The 20370-nt window shown below is 35.7% G+C and carries 9 protein-coding genes; 3 read left to right on the top strand and 6 right to left on the bottom strand.

The genetic code is table 11. The features are described 5' to 3' along the window. Positions 1–28: 28 nt before the first annotated feature. Positions 29–1105 (top strand): glycosyltransferase, encoded by a 1077-nt coding sequence (locus IPK88_06455; protein ID MBK8243045.1) that lies wholly within the window; start codon positions 29–31, stop codon positions 1103–1105. Between the two features lies 1 nt (position 1106). After that, positions 1107–1736: a 16S rRNA (guanine(527)-N(7))-methyltransferase RsmG gene (gene rsmG / locus IPK88_06450; GenBank protein ID MBK8243044.1), complete on the top strand. Its 630-nt coding sequence runs from the start codon at positions 1107–1109 to the stop codon at positions 1734–1736. Positions 1737–1801: 65 nt separating this feature from the next. Here rsmG and IPK88_06445 read toward each other — a convergent pair whose 3' ends face one another. The 5 genes from IPK88_06445 to IPK88_06425 all read right to left on the bottom strand — a co-directional run bounded on the left by IPK88_06445 (position 1802) and on the right by IPK88_06425 (position 15172). After that, on the bottom strand, positions 1802–4681 hold the full coding sequence (locus IPK88_06445; GenBank protein MBK8243043.1) for a CHAT domain-containing protein: 2880 nt from the start codon (positions 4679–4681) through the stop codon (positions 1802–1804). Positions 4682–4854: 173 nt separating this feature from the next. Next, entirely contained in the window at positions 4855–7914 is a 3060-nt protein-coding gene (locus IPK88_06440) for a CHAT domain-containing protein (GenBank protein ID MBK8243042.1), read from the bottom strand. Positions 7915–8298: 384 nt separating this feature from the next. Further along, entirely contained in the window at positions 8299–11445 is a 3147-nt protein-coding gene (locus IPK88_06435) for a CHAT domain-containing protein (protein ID MBK8243041.1), read from the bottom strand. Positions 11446–11680: 235 nt separating this feature from the next. Continuing rightward, positions 11681–14701: a tetratricopeptide repeat protein gene (locus IPK88_06430; protein ID MBK8243040.1), complete on the bottom strand. Its 3021-nt coding sequence runs from the start codon at positions 14699–14701 to the stop codon at positions 11681–11683. A 297-nt stretch (positions 14702–14998) separates the two neighbouring features. Continuing rightward, a complete protein-coding gene (locus IPK88_06425) occupies positions 14999–15172 on the bottom strand; it encodes a CHAT domain-containing protein (protein MBK8243039.1) in 174 nt (57 codons plus the stop codon). Between the two features lie 912 nt (positions 15173–16084). On the opposite strand from IPK88_06425, the gene IPK88_06420 reads away from it, so the two are divergent. Then, positions 16085–16984 carry a fibrobacter succinogenes major paralogous domain-containing protein gene (locus tag IPK88_06420; protein ID MBK8243038.1) on the top strand — a complete coding sequence of 300 codons (900 nt, stop codon included), beginning with the start codon at positions 16085–16087 and terminating at the stop codon, positions 16982–16984. 135 nt (positions 16985–17119) lie between these two features. On the opposite strand, the gene IPK88_06415 is transcribed toward IPK88_06420, so the two are convergent. Continuing rightward, positions 17120–20365: a CHAT domain-containing protein gene (locus tag IPK88_06415; protein ID MBK8243037.1), complete on the bottom strand. Its 3246-nt coding sequence runs from the start codon at positions 20363–20365 to the stop codon at positions 17120–17122. Between the last annotated feature and the right edge of the window lie 5 nt (positions 20366–20370).

Here is a 20370-nt window from a genome sequence, read left to right as displayed (position 1 = left end):
TTAGGGTATATTTTTATTTCTTTGTACTATGATTTTAACTATAATCACTTGGATTGCGTTTCTAACTTTTGCTATCCAATTGGGCTTTTGGATCTTTATTTTCTCAAAAATAGGCTTTTTATCACCAATTCAGCCAATTTTAACACATTTTAAAGAGGTTTCCGTTATTATTTGTGTAAAAAATGAAGCAGAGAATATTTCAAGACTAATTCAATTGATCTTAGACCAAAACTATCCAGAATTTGAGCTTATCATTATTGATGATCATTCTCAAGATCAAACCTGGGAGATCATATCAAATTATGCCAATAAAGATTCAAAGATTAGGGTTTTTAAAAATCCTAAAGCAGGTAAAAAACCAGGAATTATTTATGGAGTAAGCCAGGCTACACACTCTTGGTTATTATTTACGGATGGAGATTGTACACCATCCAGCAAATTATGGATTCAAAGTATGATTGAGCATACATCCGAATCAAAAATAATTGTGTTAGGGTACGCTCCATATTTCAACACGAATAGCTGGCTCAATAAAATGATCCGTTTTGAATGTGTTTTCAATACCATTCAATCCTTTTCTAGTGTATTAATTGGAATCCCTTACATGGGTGTCGGCAGAAACTTAATGTATCATAAGTCCATTTCAGACCCGTTGAAAATGCGGCTTGAATTGGCATTTGGAGATGATGATCTATTGGTCAACCGGCAAGCAACTTCTGAAAATACTACTATTGCTACTCATGTGAATAGCTTTGTTTATACCCATGCAAAGAAAACCTGGTCTTCGTATTTTAATCAAAAAAGGCGACATTTCTCGAGTTCTCTTTATTATAACTTAAAATCAAAAATACTTATCAGTAGCTTTTTTATGAGTCTGTTTGTCTTTTATTTCACCTTGACAATTTTATTTATAAATGGATATTATGGGCTCACTTTTTCATTATATTTCATTAATATTATCATATCCTGGACACTCTATTCTAAATGCTGTAATAAATGGAACGAAAAAGATTTAATCCCTTTATATCCGATCTTAGAATTGCAATATGTATTGTTTTTATTAGTTCAAATTCCTTTTTTATTTATTCCTAAAAAAACGTGGTAATATGGAATCTATTGTCAAATATTTCAATGGTCTGAGTGACCATCAGATACAACAACTATCCCAATTAAAATCTCTATATGAAGAATGGAATGAAAAAATAAATGTTATTTCGAGAAAGGATATGGATGATTTCTATCTTCATCATGTCCTGCATTCCTTAACCTTAACTTCATTTATTAAATTCGCTTCTGGTACCACGATATTAGATTTAGGTTGTGGTGGTGGATTTCCGGGTATTCCTTTAGCCATATTTTACCCGGATGTACATTTTACATTAATCGATGGAACTGGAAAAAAAATAAAAGTAGTTCAAGCCGTTAGTGATGCATTAGAGTTAAAAAATATTACTGCCATTCACACCAGGGCAGAAAGTCATAAGGAACAATATCATTTCGTTATTAGCCGCGCAGTTGCTACTCTTCATGAATTATTAAATTGGTCCTATGGGAAGTGGAAAAAAGAACAAATCAATGCATTACCCAATGGACTTATAGCATATAAAGGTGGCGATCTCAATCTTGAAATCAAAGAAATTAAAAAAGGAAATTATATTGAAAAATGGGACATATTCGACAAATTCCCGGAGCCTTATTTTACAGAAAAGTATTTGATTTATGTACAAAAAAAGTGATATTCTATTTACATTATCCTAAACAATTTGTTGATTTTATTCTGATAAAGACAAATTACAAAGACTTACTCGACAAGTACAAAACCCGCCCATTGATAAGGATCCAGACCAAGATCACGTAATTCTTTCTGTGCAGCATGGAATGCATCCGGAATGTTCAACTTTTCTTCTAACCATTTTTTATAAAACGTGGTCATCAATATGGAAGTTTGTTTATCTGGAACTTGCCATAAAGACATAATAAGATATTTTGCTCCTGCAATTTTGAAAGCTCGTTGCAACCCGTATACCCCTTCATTGCCTTGTATGTCTCCTAGGCCTGTTTCACAGGCAGAAAGGACAACTAGTTCCGTATTTGAGAGATTCATTAGTGATATTTCATAAGCTGTAAGAATTCCGTCTTCTCTTCCTTCCAACGTCTGTTTACCTTGCCAAGAAGCATTTCCTCCAGCCATGATTAATCCGGACCTAAGCATTGGGTGTTCAGACATTTTAAATACAGGTTCATCATGATTTCCGCCAACTAATGACTGACGACTTCCTTTTGGATCCGGAAAAAAATAACCATGAGTGGCAATGTGTAAAATTCTGGGTGAAGATGCATTATTTACTCCGATATTTTTAAATGATTCTTCTGTGGCCTCATATCCTGTTTTCAAAATCACTTTTAAACCTGAAGTTTCCATTATTTTTTCAATCGAATTCACTTCGCGCTCTGTTCCCGCAAGGTAATTCCATGAACCTCCTCTTAAAGTGGAATCTATGGACGAGAAGGATAATTCTCCTCTTGACCGAGAGACAATTAAAGGTTCATTATTTTGAAATGTACTGTCTTGTTCAAATTGTATTCCTCCATACAAAACCGCATCGTTGTTTCCGTTTTTGATTTGTCTGGGAATTACCAATTGACGGGTGCTGTTTAATTCAACTAATTTATATTTGTCCGCCAGAGTTTCCGTTTCTGAGATAGCTATTGCGTCTAAATTGATACGATGCAACAATCCACTGGGTGAAAAATAAATCGTTTTGATTCCTGTTAACTCTTTCTCAAGTGGTTTCCAAAGAATTTCATATAGAGATTTTTTAGGACCTGGTTCTGCAACTATTCCACGTTCAGCAAGTGTGTATAATGAATTTACATAATCTGCTTTACGTTCGGATTTGGAATGTAAAAGTGAGTCCAAAGATTTTGATTCGAAAAGTGGAATAAACTTTGGTTGCTTGTCACCAGGTTTAACCAATAAAGCAGCATAAAGATTACTGTCTGTTGTAAGCGGAAAATTTACTTTAAAGGAAATAAACTCCATTGCAGCGTCTGTTTGTTTCAAAGTAGCTTGAACTTCTTTCCATTTTATTTGTCGAATGGCATCTGCATAACCAGCTACTGATCTGGCAAGTTCCTTTTCAGCAATATTGGCTTTCTCTTCCAATTCGTTAATATCGTTTCTTTCGGCGATGGGCTTTGCATATTCAGTAGCAAGTTGCCGTTGGTAAACTTTAAGACGAACATTAATTTCCTTTGATTCAGTTGAGGCAGCAGATAGTGTATTTTGTCTGGAGGCAGCAGTAAGGAGAAATCCTTTGTAAAAGAGAACATGGTCATAAACCAAAGCGGATAGATTTCCAGTCTGTGATTTCTCAGCTTGACGTGCTAGCAGGTATGCACTTAATTCGGCAGTACTATTTTGAAAGTTTGTAATGTATTTGGAAAGTTCTTTTTCGGAAAGAAATGACATGGAATTTATAAGTCTGGTTTGTGATAGAATAAATGCTTCTTCATTTAAAGGATCCGAGTCTAAATATCTGTTTTGTCTTTCATACAAACGCACTAGATTAGTCAGGCTTGAAGTATAATCAGGATGCTCCTTACCCAGCACCTTCTGTCGTAGGGCTTTGGCTTCAAGATGGAGGGACTCGACTCTTTCATATTTGCCCATTTCATAATAAAGGTTTGCAAGGTTATTCGGGCTTGAGGCATAATCGGGATGATCCTTACCTAGCACTTTTTCCATTATGACTTTGGATTCGAGATAGAGGGGCTCTGCTTTTTCATAGTTACCCATGTCATCATAGAAAACAGCTAAATTGTTTAGGCTATTGGCATAATCAGGATGCTCCTTACCCAGCACTTTCCCCAAAATTGCATTGGCTTCTAAGTAGAGTGACTCAGCTTTTTCATAGTTACCCATGTCATGATAAAGTACCGCTAGGTTGGATAGACTATTGGCATAATCGGGATGTTCCTTGCCCAACACTTTTTCGCGGATGGCTTTGGATTCGAGGTAAAGGGGCTCAGCTTTCTCATAGTTACCCATTTCATAAAAAAAGATTGCTAGGTTGGATAAGCTTTTGGCATACTCGGGATGATCTTTACCCAGCACTTTTTCGCGGATGGCTTTAGATTCGAGGTAGAGGGGCTCTGCTTTTTCATAATTACCCACAGCAATGTATAAGTTTGCTAGGTTGGCCATACTTGATGCATAATCGGGATGTTCCTTCCCCAACACTTTTTCTCGAATGGCCATGGCTTCAAGGTAAAAAGGTTCAGCCACTTCATAATTTCCAATAGTCTTATAAAGGAGTCCAAGATTATGAAGGCTCCAGGCATATTTGGGATGCTCCTTTCCAACGGCTTTTTCTAGGATAGCTTTGGATTCAAGAAACCATTTTTCGGCTTCAGTGTAATCAAATTTATAATAAAATAGCCTACCCTTATTGTAGGCACAATTTCCATATGCGGCTGATATCTTACCAAAATTCACAATAGCAAGTCTTTCAGCAGCTGCATTGACTTCGAGGCCTTTATCGAAGTCGTGTTTATCTACGAGGGCGCGGGAGACCTTTAAAAGACTATCCACCTGTTTCTTTATAGCCACTGAATCGATTGTTTGCGCCTGCAAAAGTCCTAAACATGGCATTAATAGTGTAAGGATCATGAATCTCATTTTAGTTTATTTTTTATCAATTTAAATTAAAAAACTGTTAACTCTCAACTGAGTATCACAAAATCACAACCAATGATGACGAATCCAAAATGCTTATCAACATACCAACTTCAAGTGTCTGCTCAAACCAAGAAAGAAAATATGAGAATGAAAGCAAACACGCAATTTACTATTTATTCTACCAAAACAAATCCCGCCCATTGATAAGGATCCAGACCAAGATCACGTAATTCTTTCTGTGCAGCATGGAATGCATCCGGAATATTCATTTTTTCTTCTAACCATTTTTTATAAAATGTAGTCATCAATATGGAAGTTTGTTTGTCTGGAACTTGCCATAAAGACATGATAAGATATTTCGCTCCTGCAATTTTGAATGCTCGTTGCAACCCGTAAACCCCTTCATTGCCTTGTATGTCTCCTAGGCCTGTTTCACATGCTGATAATACAACTAATTCTGTATTGGATAAATTCATTTGAGATATTTCGTAAGCGGTTAATATTCCATCTTCTTTACCTTCGAGTGTTTGATTTCCCTGCCATGCTGCATTACCTCCGGCCATAATGAGTCCTGAACGAAGCATTGGATGTTCGGATGTTTTAAACACAGGTTCGGTTGTTTCAAATTCAACTTTTAGCTTTGATGATGCAGCTTTCAAAGTTCCCTCACTTGCCGTCCCGCCAGAATAGGCGGGATCATTTGTCATTCTGACTTTGGCAGAAATTGTTCGGTCAGAATCCGGAAAAAAGTATCCATGGGTTGCTATGTGCACAATTCTTGGTGAACCATTTAATGTCCTTCCGATTTCTTTAAATGACTCTTCTGTGCCTTCATATCCTTTTTTAATTTCAACTTTTATCCCTGATGAAGTTAAAATTTTCTCTAGGGAATTTACTTCCCTTTCTGTTCCTAATAGATAATTCCAGCTCCCAGATCTATTTACTGAGACAATTTGACTATCAGCATTATCACTTCGATCGTTGGATGCCATGAGTATACCATGATTTAATTGAGTACTATCATAATCAAAACGAAGCCCTCCAAACAAAACGGCTTCATTGTTTTTTATATCTACCGAATTCGATATCACTAATTGACGAGTACTGTTTAATCCAATCAAAGTATATTTATCTGAAAGGATAATTTCTTGATTAATGGGAATTGCATCTAAATTAATTCTATGAATTAAGCCACTTGGAGAATAATAAATTTTATTTATTCCCAATAATTCAGTTTCCATTGGCTTCCATAATAATTCATACAATGACTTATTTAGACTCTTATCTTCCATAATGCCTCGGTCTGTGGTGTTATATAAACCATTTACATAATCAGATTTTTTAGTAGAATGAGCTTGTAATAAATTGTTTAATTCCTTTTCTTCAAAAAGCAAAATAAATTTAGGTTTTAAATCTCCTTTCCTCAAAATCATTGCTGCATATATGATGCTATCTATTAATTCTGGTGAGTATAATTGATAATGAACAAATTCAACTGCAGCTTCTCCGGTTTTTAATTGATTGCAAATCTGATTCCATTTCACTTGATTTATTGCTGAAGAATATAGTTTATTATTTGTAATGAGTAACTTTTCAAGTGAATTTGCTTTTTCTTCCAAATCCGATACATTCCTTTGAGAAGCTATTGGTTTACTGTATTCTATAGAAAGTAATCTGTGTGCAGCTTTTAATTGGTTAAAATAATCTTCTGAAATAGAATCAGAATTTGCATAATTTTTTAATTGGGATCTAGAATTTAATAAAAAGCCTTTAAAAAATAATATATCATTATAGCATTCCTCAACCAACTCGTTTTTGTGTGGAATAAAAGAAAAACTATAACTCAACCTTTTAGAAAAATCGACAATAAAAGATCTTAACTCCTTTTCTGAGAGATGGGTACTTGCCGTTTGAAGTGAACTTATATCATTGTGCAAGACTTGAATTAAATATTGTGATGCTAAATTAAAATCTTGTTTTTCCCAATATAGAAAAAATAGTGCATTCAAACTATTGGTATAAAATTCATTTTTCTGTCCAAGACTTAATTCAAGAATATTTTTAGTCTCAAGTAAATACTTTTCAGCTTCTACAAAATGATGGTTTATTGTTTCAATATAACCCAAATAGGACAAGACACTGGCATAATCTTGATGACTTTTTCCAACAATTTTATCATATTTATTTAAAGCTATCTTAAATAAAGAATCTGCTACTGGGTAATTTTTTTTAGTCATGTGATATACTCCTAAATTTTTTACAACGGTGGCATAATAGGAGGTTTCCATTGCTGATAATTCTTCCCATATCGATTTAGCTTCTAGAAAATATTTTTCCAAGTTCTCATCCTTACCCATATTCTTATACAAAAGGGCCAAATTATTTAATTCAATTGCAACCGGCTCGCTCCTTCTTCCATATACCTGTTCTCTAATATGTAATGACTGAAGCATCAAATTTTCAGCTTTATCATAATTACGCATGAAAGCATAAAGTGTGCCTAGATTAGATAAACTAGCCGCATAATCCTGATGGTTTGTGCCAACCGTTTTTTTTCTAACATCAATGGCTTGTATATATAATAATTCAGCTTTCTTATATTCACCCATTGTCGTGTACAAAACTGCGAGCGAATTAATACTTACTGCGAAATTGGGATGCTCTGGAGCTTTAGTTTCCCAGATCGATTTACTCTTTATGAAATATGATTCAGCTTTCTCATAATACCCGAATTCCGTATAAATTCCGGCCAAATTATTCATACATTTAGCATAATCGAGATGTTCCGTTCCAATTGTTTTTTCATAATTCAATTTTGCTTCAAGAAAATAGGGCTCAGCTTGAATAAAATTTTTTTGTACATAAAAAAGTACCCCCAGAGCCATAATACATTTTGTATAAACAGGATGAATTTTACTATTCAACTGTTTATAAATTGCTATTGATTCATTATAATAAATTTCTGCCTGATGATAATCTTTTTTGAAATACGAAACCCTTCCTTGCAAAAAACGTAATTCCCCAAATTGAAATGAACTTGATTCTCCTACTTCTTGAATTCCCTTTTCAGCTTCAGTTAATTTAATTAATGCATTAGGAAAATCCTTTTTGTCTATATAAACTTGCGCCTTTAACACCATACTGTCAAAGTTTTTAATCCATACTGAGTCTAAAACTTGAGTAGAGGCACTTATTGGGAAAAAAATAATAAATAAGAATAATATTCGATTCATAGCCACAAAAATAATGGTTAATTATTTAATATGGGTTTAAATTATCAATTAGACTTATAATTGTACTCAACGTTGTAAATACCAACTTACATCTTAAAAGGTTCGTTGTGAATAACTTTAAAAAAACAAAGATCCATTTATGACCCTAAACACTAAATTGAGTTCACTGGGTTATGAAAGATTCGTTGTGAATTCGATTCAATCAATTTTTTTCCAAACATTGAATGAAATATTGAACATTAAAAATGAATATAGTTAACCATTTAAATAGAAATATGCGACGGAATTCTATTCATACCATCAGAACAAATTCTGGCAAAGCCTAAAATTTTATCAGCATGCCGACCGTTTGCGTCAGCACCAAATCTAATTATTTATTTACTCTTACTCCACCAACACAAATCCCGCCCATAAATATGGATTGCTGTATTTCTCCCGCATCTCTTTTTGAGCTATTCTAAATGCTTCTGGAATGCTTAACTTTTCATTTAACCAATTTCTATAAAAGCTAATCATAAATTCTTTGGTTTCTTCATCTGGTACTTGCCATAGACTCATCATGAGATATTTGGCGCCAGCTATTTTAAAAGCTCGCTGCAGGCCGTACACACCTTCATTGCCTTGAATATCTCCAAGTCCTGTTTCACATGCAGACAGAACGACAAGTTCAGTATTGGATAAATTCATTTGTGAAATCTCGTAAGCTGTAAGAATTCCGTCTTCCATGCCTTCTTTAAAAGGTTTACCTTCTTTCCATGCGTAATTTCCTCCAGCCAATATTAATCCAGAACGAATCATCGGATGATCTGACATTTTAAACACAGGTTCTTCCTGTGGATTGACCACTGACGATTGTTGACTTTCCTTTGGATCCGGAAAGAAAAATCCATGCGTGGCTATATGTAATATTTTTGGTGATAATTCATTTGTTCCAATAAGTTTAAATGTTTCCTCTGTTGCCATTGATCCATTCAAAAAATTTGTAACAAACTTAGATCTATTTAAAATACCTGATACTGCATTACACTCCTTTTCAGTACCTGGCAAATAATTCCAATTGTTTCCTTGAAGTTGAATACCACGTCTAAAAGATATTAATGAATTTTGGTAGTCACTTAAGTTTTTCAATTTTTCATTATTTTCGTTAGATTGTACTGAATTAATAACTAATAATTCCTGTGTGTCTTTTGGATCGAAATTTATACCACCATATAATATCGCATTGTAATTTAATTCATTATTTGATAAATCTGGTATAGCAATGGTACGCAAACTACTTAATCTGACTAATTCATACTTATCTGATAGATGAAGGGCTTCATTTAAAGGAATAGCGTCAAAGTTAATACGATGCAAAAGACCGGTTGGAGAATAAAATATTTTCTTCACACCTAAGAGCATAGAATCCAAAGGTTGCCAAATCAATTGATATGTATTTTTTAATGAAACAATTGAGTTTTGTTTAATACCACGACTTGCATATAATTGATCCACCTGTTTCGTATCCTTATTTTTAGATAACAAATTGACAAGTTGGCTTTTATCAAATAAAGGAATTAATTGTGGGTAATCATTTCCAGCTTTAAGTAATAACACAGAATAAATAATGGTATCTGATATTTTCTTTGGATGTTTTTTATATTGCACAAAGTCTAGAACTATTTCTCCTGGTTCAAGCTGTTTTTGAACTTCCTGCCACGTCACTTGCTTCATAGTCTGACCATATTCTTTATTGATTCGCGCTATTTCTTTTTCAAGAATCTTACTTTTTTCTTCTAATTCTTTTACTCCATTTCTTTTGTCAATAGGTTTAGCATATTCTTTTGCCAAAAGGTGACTAAAAGATTTTAGTTGGTCCAATTGCTCTTGACTTGACGGATTAGATAATTGTACATGTTTTTTTTGATTATATGCATTGAGTAAAAATCCTTTAAAAAAAAGTGAATTATCAAAACAAATTTGAGCAATGGCTGTATCATTTGTGGTACTTTGTGCAAAGTTTAAAATTGATGCTTGCATTGTAGCAAATGTTTGAATATACTGATTCATCTCTTGTTCCGTTAGATGATGCAATCCTTTTAGAATATTATTACAAGTAGCTTTTGAAGAATTTGCAAATAATGCTGCAGATTTTGCAGTCTGTCCTAATTTCTCATAAATCAATGCCAAATCAAATTCTCCTGAAGCATAAGAAATATTTTCCTTTCCGAAAACATGGTCGGTAATCTGATTAGATTCCAATTGTAATGATTTAGCCATTTCATAATCCCCTTTTTCCATATACAATGCAGCTAAATAGCTCAAATTTGTAGCGTAAGAAAAATGATTTTTTCCGAATTTTTTTTCTTCTATTGAAGCTGCTTCCTTGAAATAATTTTCAGCAACTTCTAAATTTCCAATATTTAAATTATAGCTAGCAAGTAATGTAAGCGCTGTTGAATATTTAAGACTTTTTGAGCCCGCTATTTTTTCCCAAATTTTATTGAGTTCCATTTGCATTTCAATAGCTTTTAGATAATTTCCTTTACGTGCTTGAATTGTGATGATATTTTGTTGTATGGAACAATACCAATCACTTTCTTTACCCAAAGTTTTCTCTAATATTTCGTTTGCTTCTGATAAATACGAGGCTGCTTCGTCATATTTACCCATTTGTCTAAATAAAGTAGCGCAATTGTTTAAGCTAATAGCATAATCAGGGTGACTCAAACCGATAGTCGTTTTACGAATATTTAATGCTTCCAAAAATTTACTTTCAGCCATTTCATAATTACCCATGATTTGGTACATTTTTGCAATATTATCCATTACTATAGCATATCCTGGACTGTTTTTACTAAATAATTTTTCTCTGATTGTTGCAGCTTGCAGATATGATGCCTCAGATTTTTCAAATTTACCAATTTCAGTATAAAGCCCTCCTAAATTATTCATCACACTAGCATATGTATCAAACTCTTTTCCTAGAATTTTTTCATATAATTCTTTTGATTCCAAAAGTACCTTCTCGGCCTTTTCGTAATTCGCTATATACTGATAAAAACTACCAATATTATTAAGTACTACAGCATAGCCTTCATTTTCTTTACCTTGATATTTTTCTTTAAGTTGTTTTGCTTCCAATAACTTTTCTTCAGCTTTTATAAAGTCACCCTTTTCAACATACAAAGCTCCCAATGTATTGATGGTGGCTGAATAATATGGATGCCCTTCCCCAAGTACTTTAATTTGTACTGCTTTGGCTTCATAAAACCATTTTTCAGCTTTATCAAATTCATTTTTACTTTTATAGACTATTCCACGAAAAAAACAAACATCTCCATAATATGCTGATTCTTTACTAAATATTTCAATTGTAGTCTTTTCCGCTTTATCTAGAATAATAAAAGCATCACTGAATGCACCCGATTGTGAACTTGCTTGAGCAACTTCAAAAAGACTATCCAATTGAGCCATTACAGCATTTGTATCAATTTGTGAATATCCTATTTGTAAAAAATAAGTTAAAAAAATAATCATCTGTAATTTCATTTCAAATATATTTTTTATATGCTTCTGAATTATTTTAATTTTATTATTACAAATCAAATATGATAATGGTTTATGTTATATTAGCAATAAAACCAGAATGCATTCTTGAATGTTCCTGTATAAGTCTTTATTATAATGGCCAAAGGTAGAATTAAATATAGTATATAATTTGCTTGTATTTAATTTATTTAGCTTTAAAATCATTTACTGTTTTCAGCTTAGATTGAATTATATCTTACTCCACCAAAACAAATCCTGCCCATTGATAAGGATCCAGACCAAGATCACGTAATTCTTTTTGCGCCGCATGAAATGCATCAGGTATTGTCATTTTATCTGTCAACCATTTTTTATAAAATGTAGTCATCAGTAACGATGTTTGCTTATCAGGAACTTGCCACAAACTCATGATGAGATATTTCGCTCCTGCAATTTTGAATGCGCGTTGTAAGCCATATACACCTTCGTTCCCTTGAATATCTCCCAGACCTGTTTCGCAAGCTGATAATACTACTAATTCTGTATTAGATAGATTCATTTGCGATATTTCATACGCCGTGAGTATTCCATCTTCTTTTCCTTCCATTGTTTGTTTTCCTTGCCATGCTGCATTGCCTCCAGCCAGTATCAATCCGGAACGCAACATAGGGTGGTCGGAGATTTTGAACACGGTTTCCTCCTGACGGCTGATGACTGATGACTGATGACTTTCCTTTGGATCAGTAAAAAAATATCCATGCGTTGCTATGTGTAATATTCTATGAGATGGATTATTATTTGTACCGATATTTTTAAAGGATTCTTCTGATGCGCTATATCCTTTTTTTAAAGTGGTTTTGACTCCTGCCACTTGCATGATCTTTTCAATGGAATTCACTTCGCGTTCTGTTCCTGCTAGATAATTCCAGCTGCCACCTCTAAGCGTACTATCAATGTAATTAAATGATAATTCTCCTCTTGATTTTGAAGCAAAAATTGGTTCATTGATAGCAGTCAAAGAATCTTGTTCAAATTGTATTCCACCAAATAGCATTGCTTCATTATTCGCAATTTTGATTTGATTGGTGATGACCAACTGTCGAGTGCTGTTTAGTTCTATCAATTGGTATTTGTCGGCCAGGGTTTCTGTTTCGGATATTGGCATAGCATCAAGGTTTATTCGAAGCAATAAACCTGTTGGAGAAAAATATATTTTTTTGATTCCGGTTAATTCTTTCTCCAATGGTTTCCAAAGAATTTCATAAAGGGATTTTTTGGGAGCTTCGATAGCAACTGCACCACGATCAGCAATGGTGTATAAATTATTTACATAATCTGCCTTGCGTTCTAATTTGCTATGCAATAATGAATCCAGCGATTTTTCTTCGAAGAGCGGGATGAATTCGGGTTGTTTTGTTCCCGGTTTTAAAAGCATAGCGGCATAAATGATGCTATCTGTCTTACGAGGAAAATTCACTTTAAAAGAAACAAACTCTATGGCTGCTTCCTCCTTTTTTAAAGTAGCCATGACCTCTTTCCATTTTACCTGCCGCTTTGTTTCTGCATAGCCAACAACAGCTTGTGCTAGTTCTTTTTCAGAGGTATTGGCTTTTTCTTCAAGTTCGGTTACATTTTTTCGCTCGGCAATGGGTTTGGCATATTCGGCTGCAAGGCGGCGGCGGTAACTTTTGAGGTTAAGGCTGATTTCTTTTGTTTCTGGTGATTGCTTCGTCAATGTATTTATCTGAGTGGCGGCTGTAAGCAGGAAGCCTTTGTAAAAAAGGGCATGGTCAAAAGCCAGAGCTGGCAGGATTCCATGTTCACCAACTTCCGCACCGGTTGCTCTTTGCCCAAGACGAACGAGGATATAGGCTCCCAAATTGTTTCCCTGGGTTTGAAAAGTGGCCATATAACTCGCCAGTTCCCGTTCCGAAAGGAATGTGATTGCTTTCGACAGTCTAGCTTGATCCAGTGCGAACTTTTCTGCAAGTAATGGCGCAGATACAGAAAATCGACTTTGTCTTTCATATAAATCCACCAGGTCTTCCAAGCTACTGGTATAATCGGGATGCTCTTTTCCAAGCACATTTTCACGGATAGCTTTGGATTCAAGATACAGCGGTTCGGTTTTTTCATATTTGCCTAGATAGAAATATATGTTTGCCAGATTATTCAGGGCTTGGGCATATCCCGGATGTTCAAGGCCCATAGTCTTTTCATATATCCCTTTGGTCTCTAGAAAGAGTGGTTCAGCTTTTTCGTAGTTGCCCATATTCTTGTAAAGTATTGCAAGGTTGCTAAGGCTTGCTGCATAATCGAGATGCTCCTTTCCCAGCACTTTTTCCGAGATAGCTTTTGATTCGAGGTAGAGCGGTTCAGCTTTTTCGTTGTTACCTAAGACATTGTAAGTGGCTGCGAGGTTGTTCAGACTTGCTGCATAATCGGGATGCTCCTTTCCCAGCACTTTTTCACGAATAGCTTTGGATTCAAGGAATAGGGGCTCGGCTTTTCCGTAGTTGCCCATAGACCAGTAAAGTCCTGCGAGGTTGTTCAGGCATAGAGCATAACCGGGATGCTCCATTCCCAGCACTTTTTCCCAGATGGCTTTGCATTCAAGATACTGCGGTTCAGCTTTTTCATATTTGCCCATATGCCAGTAAAGGGCTGCGAGGTTGTTCAGACTTTGGGCATAATCGGGATGCTCCTTTCCCAGCACTTTTTCACGGATGGCACTGGATTCAAGGTACAGCTGTTCGGCTTTTTCATATTTGCCCATATACCGAAAAAGGTTTGCGAGGTTGTTCAGACTTGCTGCATAATCGGGATGCTCCTTTCCCAGCACTTTTTCACGGATAGCTTTGGATTCAAGGAATAGTGGCTCGGCTTTTCCGTAGTTGCCCATATCCATATAAAGGATTGCAAGGTTGTTCAGACTCCAGGCATAATCAATATGCTCCTTTCCCAGCACTTTTTCCCGAATGGCTTTGGATTCCTGGTACCATTTCTCAGCTTCCTGCATATCCCCTTTATAATAATTGACTCTACCCCGATTGAAACAATAACTGCCATATGGAGCTGACACCCACCCAAATTTTTCCAACGCTAGCTTTTCAGTCACAGCACTGACCTCAAGTGCTTTTTCGAAGTCTCTCTGTGCAGTTAGTTCTCGGGAAACTTTAATGAGGCTGTCCACTTGTTTTATAGAAAGGGAATCAACCGATTGGGCAGCAACGCTAGTTAGGGTTGATGCAATAAAAAATAGATATCCGTATTTCATCAAGGAAGGTATTTTGCCCTTAAAAATAAACTTTTATTTTAAAAATGCAATGCTAAAATATTACCGGCATGTCTACCCATCAACAAACAAGGATTTAAATTTCTGTGACAAAGTGCAATAATATAATTTAACATTGATTATTTTTTCATTATCCAATATTCAACAAACATTTTTCAATATTCAATTTTACTCAACCAGAAAAATGCTGACGAAGCCATAGTTTGTCAGCATGCCGACCTTCAGCGTCGGCATCCCGCCAAAAATCAGAGTGAGAATGATAGCGAAGAATGAGGTAATTTACACCACCAATATAAAACCCGCCCATTGATACGGATCCAATCCCTGATCTCTTAATTCTTTTTGTGCCGAATGAAATGCCTCAGGAATAATCATTTTTTCTTCCAACCATTTTTTATAAAAAGTAGTCATCAATAAGGAAGTTTGTTTGTTGGGAATTTGCCTCAAACTCATAATCAGATTTATGGCTCCAGCGATTTTGAATTTTCCCTAATAATTCATACTATCTACTGACCATGATAACTTCAACCTTGTCTATAGTAAAAATTTGACTAAAGTCTTTTTTACTAAAATGGAAGTACCATTGCCTATTCCATTTAATGACAACAGTTTTAACTTCATTAATTTTTTTCACTTTATTGTAAATATTAAAGTTGACAAAACTCTTTTACATGATATATTGGGTATTAATATTATCATAAAAATGTTTTTTAACCACTTCTTTTCTTGACATGAATTTTTCCCGAAACTTTTAAATATATTTCCATCCTTACTATTGCCAAGCTCAAACAATTTTTTACTCCTGTTTTGATTTGAAATTAAATTAATTAATTGGTCTGAAAGTACCCAAAAAATGATGGTTTACTTATGAAAAAACGCATACTCGTCTGACCTAAAAGACCTGATATATTTGACAACAAAAACGATTTACCCCACTAATGGTTCCAATTACGACAAGATATTCTCAACAGATTTGACCGTTTGAAATTAAAAGAAAAGAATGTCCAATTGCTTTCTGATATCAATACTTCCAATTATATTTTGAAACCAATGTATGGCCATCCATTGGTTTTTTTCATCGGCAAAAAAATACAAAAAATACATGCATATCTTATTTCACTATTCATCTCACTCGTTTTCACTATTTCTGAAAATTTCCACTACATAATGTAGATGGTAACTTTTGCAAATTGTATTGCAAACTGAAAATTGACTGATCTGGACGCTAAAAATAACTTATTCTTCAAATACATTTTGACTTTTACTCGAATTGGAATTTCCTATTATCTTTTTCGTATTTTTTTGAATTCAGTAATAATTATATATATTTGATTGTCCGTTATTCAAAAAGATAAATAAGTTAAAATGAAAACAGCATCATATCATTTATTTATTACATTGAGCATGTTTTGTATTTTCTTGTCATGTATTGTTAGAAAGCCGTTAGAAGATGAATGCAACTCCTTCAAAGTAACAATTACCCAGGAAGGTTCAGATCAGTTGGTTGCAAATCCGGAAAATGGTTTGGGACCATACGAGTTTAAATGGTCAAATGGCATTGGCAATTTACCAAGAATAAGTGTACTTGAATCTGGCGTTTATTCTGTAACGGTTACCGACCTTACCAACTCATGCACTGCCAATGAAAGCTACTCATTCACCAAGGCTTCTGGCAATGGTTGCGGTAGTTTTACTGCTGTGAACGACGCAGAAAACAATCTTTATGATATAGTAACCATCGGTACCCAATGCTGGTTAATGTCCAACCTAAATATTGAAACAGGTATTCCAAAAATTACTGATCCAATGGAATGGGCTTCCGCTACAACTCCCGCATGGTGTTATTACAACAATGATCCTGCCAATGGACCCAGATACAGAAAACTCTATAATTGGTATGCTGTAAATTCAGGCAATCTTTGTCCTCAAGGATGGCATATACCAAGTATGGCAGAATGGGAAACGCTTTTTAAACATTTGAAAAATGATTCACTTGCATCCATTGCGCTTAGAAAAATTGATCCATTATGGAGTGGAACCATACATGCAAGCAATGAAAGTGGCTTCAGTGCATTGCCTGCTGGCAGAAGACAAGCCAACGGATCATTTATTTTTGAGGGTACTGAAACAGATTTTTGGTCTTCGGATGAGAGCTCCCTCGCTGGAAGTGCAAAAGCAATAACGCTTAAGGGGAGCTTTGACGGTATCAGTAGAATCGATTGGGGAAAAAATCATGGATTTAGTTGCAGATGTATTAAAAATTGAAAACTCCATTGACGGAGAAGGAGTATTTTTACTCCACCAACACAAATGCTGACGAAGCTCTGCTTGTCAGCATACCGACCGTCAGCGTCGGCACCTCGCTACAATGAAGAGTACGAATGAAAACATAAGTTAAGTTTATTCCACAAGAACAAACCCCGCCCAATTATAAGGATCCAAACCATTGTCGCGCAATTCTTTCTGCGCCGCATGAAAGGCATCCTGAATATTCATCTTTTCTTCCAACCATTTTTTATAAAATGTCGTCATCAATAATGATGTTTGTTTATCTGGAACCTGCCACAAACTCATAATCAAATATTTTGCTCCAGCGATCTTAAAAGCACGCTGTAATCCGTAAATACCTTCATTACCTTGTATTTCTCCAAGACCTGTTTCACAGGCTGACAATACAACCAATTCTGTATTGGATAAATTCATCTGCGAGATTTCATATGCTGTCAATATTCCATCTTCTCTACCTTCTAATATTTGCTTCCCCTGCCATGCTACATTGCCTCCTGCCATGATCAGCCCACTTCGCAACATAGGATGATCGGAAATTTTGAATACAGGTTCTGAATTGGATAAAGATTCCTTATTTATTTTTGGATCGGGAAAGAAGTAACCATGGGTAGCGATGTGTAATATTTTAGGAGAAGCTGAATTATTTGCACCTATATTTTTGAATGATTCTTCTGTGGCTTGATATCCTTTTTTCAAAGTGGTTTGAACTCCCGATGTTTGCATGATTATTTCGATTGCATTCACTTCGCGTTCTGTGCCAGCAAGGTAAGTCCAGCTACCTCCTCTCAATGTTGTATCCACATTATTAAAAGACAATTCTCCTCTGGATAATGTAACCATCATGTGTTCATTGTTTTGAAACATACTGTCTTGTTCATATTGAATACCACCATACAAAACAGCATCGTTGTTGACATTTTTCATTTGAATGGGAATGACCAATTGGCGAGTACTATTTAGTTCAATGAGTTTATATCTATCCGCTAATGTTTCCGTTTCATTTATCGGAATGGCATCCAGATTAATTCTATGCAATAATCCGCTTGGTGAAAAATAAATCGTATTTATATTAGTCAATTCTTTTTCAAAAGGTTTCCACAATATTTCATACAATGATTTCTTGGGCATTTCAATTGCTACTGCACCTCGATCAGCAAGTGTATATATAGAGTTGACATAATCTGCTTTGCGTTCTGATTTTGAATTCAATAAAGAGTCAAGAGACTTTTCTTCAAAAAGCGGGATAAATTTTGGTTGCAGATCTCCGGATTTAAGAATCAATGCTGCATACAAAATACTATCTGTATTCTTGGGAAAATCAAGCTTACAATGAACAAATTCGATTACAATTTCGGATGGTTTTAATCCTGCTTGCACATTCTTCCATTTAACTTGTCGGATGGCGTCAGCATAACCTGCATCAGATCGGGCAAGTTCCTTTTCTGACGCGTTGGCCTTCTCTTCCAGTTCGGCGATTCCTTTGCGCTCGGCAATAGGCTTGGTGTATTCAGCAGAGAGTCTGCGACGATAGCCTTTTAGTCGAAAATTGATTTCCATGGTTTCAGCTGAAGTCATAGAAGGTGCATTCAGTCTGGAAGCGGCGGTCAAGAGGAAACCTTTGTGAAACAGGGCATGGTCATAAGCCAGGTTGGGTAGAATACCAAGTTCTGCTTCAATAGAATGGCGTGCAATGATGTATGCAATCAATTCATTTCCACTGTTTTGAAATGCATGTGTATATTTAGTAAGTTCTGCTTCGGAAAGAAAGGTCGTGGCATTGACCATTGTGACCTGAGATCGGGTTAGTAATTCTAAAAGCAGGAGTTCGGCTTCTAAAAATCTGGTTTGTCTTTCATACAAATCAGCCAAGTTGTTCAGACTACTGGCATACGCGTGATGTTCCTTCCCCAGGACTTTTTCGCGGATGTTTTTCGCTTCGAGGTAAAGCGGTTCTGCTTTTTCGTAGTTGCCGATATCCTTGTAACCATCCGCCAGATTGTTTAGACACAATGCATATAGGGGATGTTCCTTACCAAGGGTTTTTCCCCAAATGTCTTTCGCTTCGAGGTAAAGCGGTTCCGCTTTTTCATGGGCGCCCAAACCAAAGTAAAGGGAAGCTAGGTTGTTAAGGCTCATTGCATAATCAGGATATTTCTTGCCTAGGGTTTTTTCGCGGATATCTTTCGCTTCGAGGTAAAGGGATTCTGCTTTTTCGTTGTTCCCCATGTTCTTGTAAAGGACTGCAAGGTTGTTCAGGTTTGAGGCATAAGTACGGTCTTCCTTGCCCAAGACTTTTTCGTTTATGCTTTTGGCTTCAAGATACAGCGGTTCCGCTTTTTCGTAGTTGCCCAATTCAAAGTAAAGGGAAGCCAGGTTGTTAAGACAATTGGCATATGCGGGATGTTCCTTACCAAGGGTTTTTTCTCGGATGTCTTTCGCTTCGAGGTAAAGGGGTTCTGCTTTTCCGTAATTGCCTTTATCAGTGTAAAGATTTGCGAGGTTATGTAAAGTTAAGGCATATTTAGGATTTTCTTTGCCCAATAACTTTTCCTTAATGTCTTTTGATTCTAGGAATAAGGGTTCTGCTTTTTCGTAGTTGGCCATATCAAAGTACAAAATTGCTAGGCTTTCCAGGTTCCATACATAAATGGGATGTTCCTTGCTCAAAACTTTTTTGCAGATGTTATTGGCTTCCAAATAAAAGGTCTCGGCTTTTTCATAGTTGCCCATATCTGAGTAAAGAATACCCAAATTGGTGAGGCTCTCAGCATAATCGGGATGTTCCTTGCCCAAAACTTTTTCACAGATGTTTTTGGCTTCCAAATAAAAGGTCTCGGCTTTTTCATAGTTGCCCCTTCTCCTGTAAAACAGAGCCAGGTTATTCATGATCATTGCATAATGGGGATGTTCCTTACCAAGGGTTTTTTCCCAGATATCTTTCGCTTCGAGGTAAAGTGGTTCCGCTTTTTCGTAGTACCCCATGTCCCAGTAAAGAACTGCTAGGTTGTTCAGGCACCAAGCAAAATCGGGATGCTCCTTGCCGAGCACTTTTTCACGGATGGATTGGGATTGGAGATACCAGGTTTCTGCTTCCTGATTGTTTCCTTTAAAGTAATTGACCCTGCCCCGATTGAAAGCGCAACTTCCATATGCAGCTGACGCTCTACCCAATTTGTCGAGGGCCAGTTTCTCGGCGGCTTCATTCACTTCTAGTGCCTTGTTAAAATCTTTTTTGGCAGTGAGGTCACGGGATACCTGGATGAGACTGTCCACTTGTTTAATTACAAGGGAATCAACCTGCTGGGCTGAGGTAGTGCTTAAACAAAAGATATTTAAAATAAACAAAAAATATTTCATTAAAC

It is taken from the genome of Candidatus Defluviibacterium haderslevense, from assembly GCA_016712225.1.
Lineage (GTDB): Bacteria > Bacteroidota > Bacteroidia > Chitinophagales > Saprospiraceae > Vicinibacter > Vicinibacter haderslevensis.
This window is presented reverse-complemented; position numbering and strand designations above follow the sequence as displayed.

Coding starts and splice junctions, on each gene's coding strand:
- IPK88_06445 (MBK8243043.1), bottom strand. CDS start 4,681: ATGAGATTCATGATCCTTACACTATTAATGCCATGTTTAGGACTTTTG.
- IPK88_06435 (MBK8243041.1), bottom strand. CDS start 11,445: ATGAAATTACAGATGATTATTTTTTTAACTTATTTTTTACAAATAGGA.
- IPK88_06415 (MBK8243037.1), bottom strand. CDS start 20,365: ATGAAATATTTTTTGTTTATTTTAAATATCTTTTGTTTAAGCACTACC.
- IPK88_06455 (MBK8243045.1), top strand. CDS start 29: ATGATTTTAACTATAATCACTTGGATTGCGTTTCTAACTTTTGCTATC.
- IPK88_06440 (MBK8243042.1), bottom strand. CDS start 7,914: ATGAATCGAATATTATTCTTATTTATTATTTTTTTCCCAATAAGTGCC.
- IPK88_06430 (MBK8243040.1), bottom strand. CDS start 14,701: ATGAAATACGGATATCTATTTTTTATTGCATCAACCCTAACTAGCGTT.
- IPK88_06420 (MBK8243038.1), top strand. CDS start 16,085: ATGAAAACAGCATCATATCATTTATTTATTACATTGAGCATGTTTTGT.
- IPK88_06425 (MBK8243039.1), bottom strand. CDS start 15,172: ATGAGTTTGAGGCAAATTCCCAACAAACAAACTTCCTTATTGATGACT.
- rsmG (MBK8243044.1), top strand. CDS start 1,107: ATGGAATCTATTGTCAAATATTTCAATGGTCTGAGTGACCATCAGATA.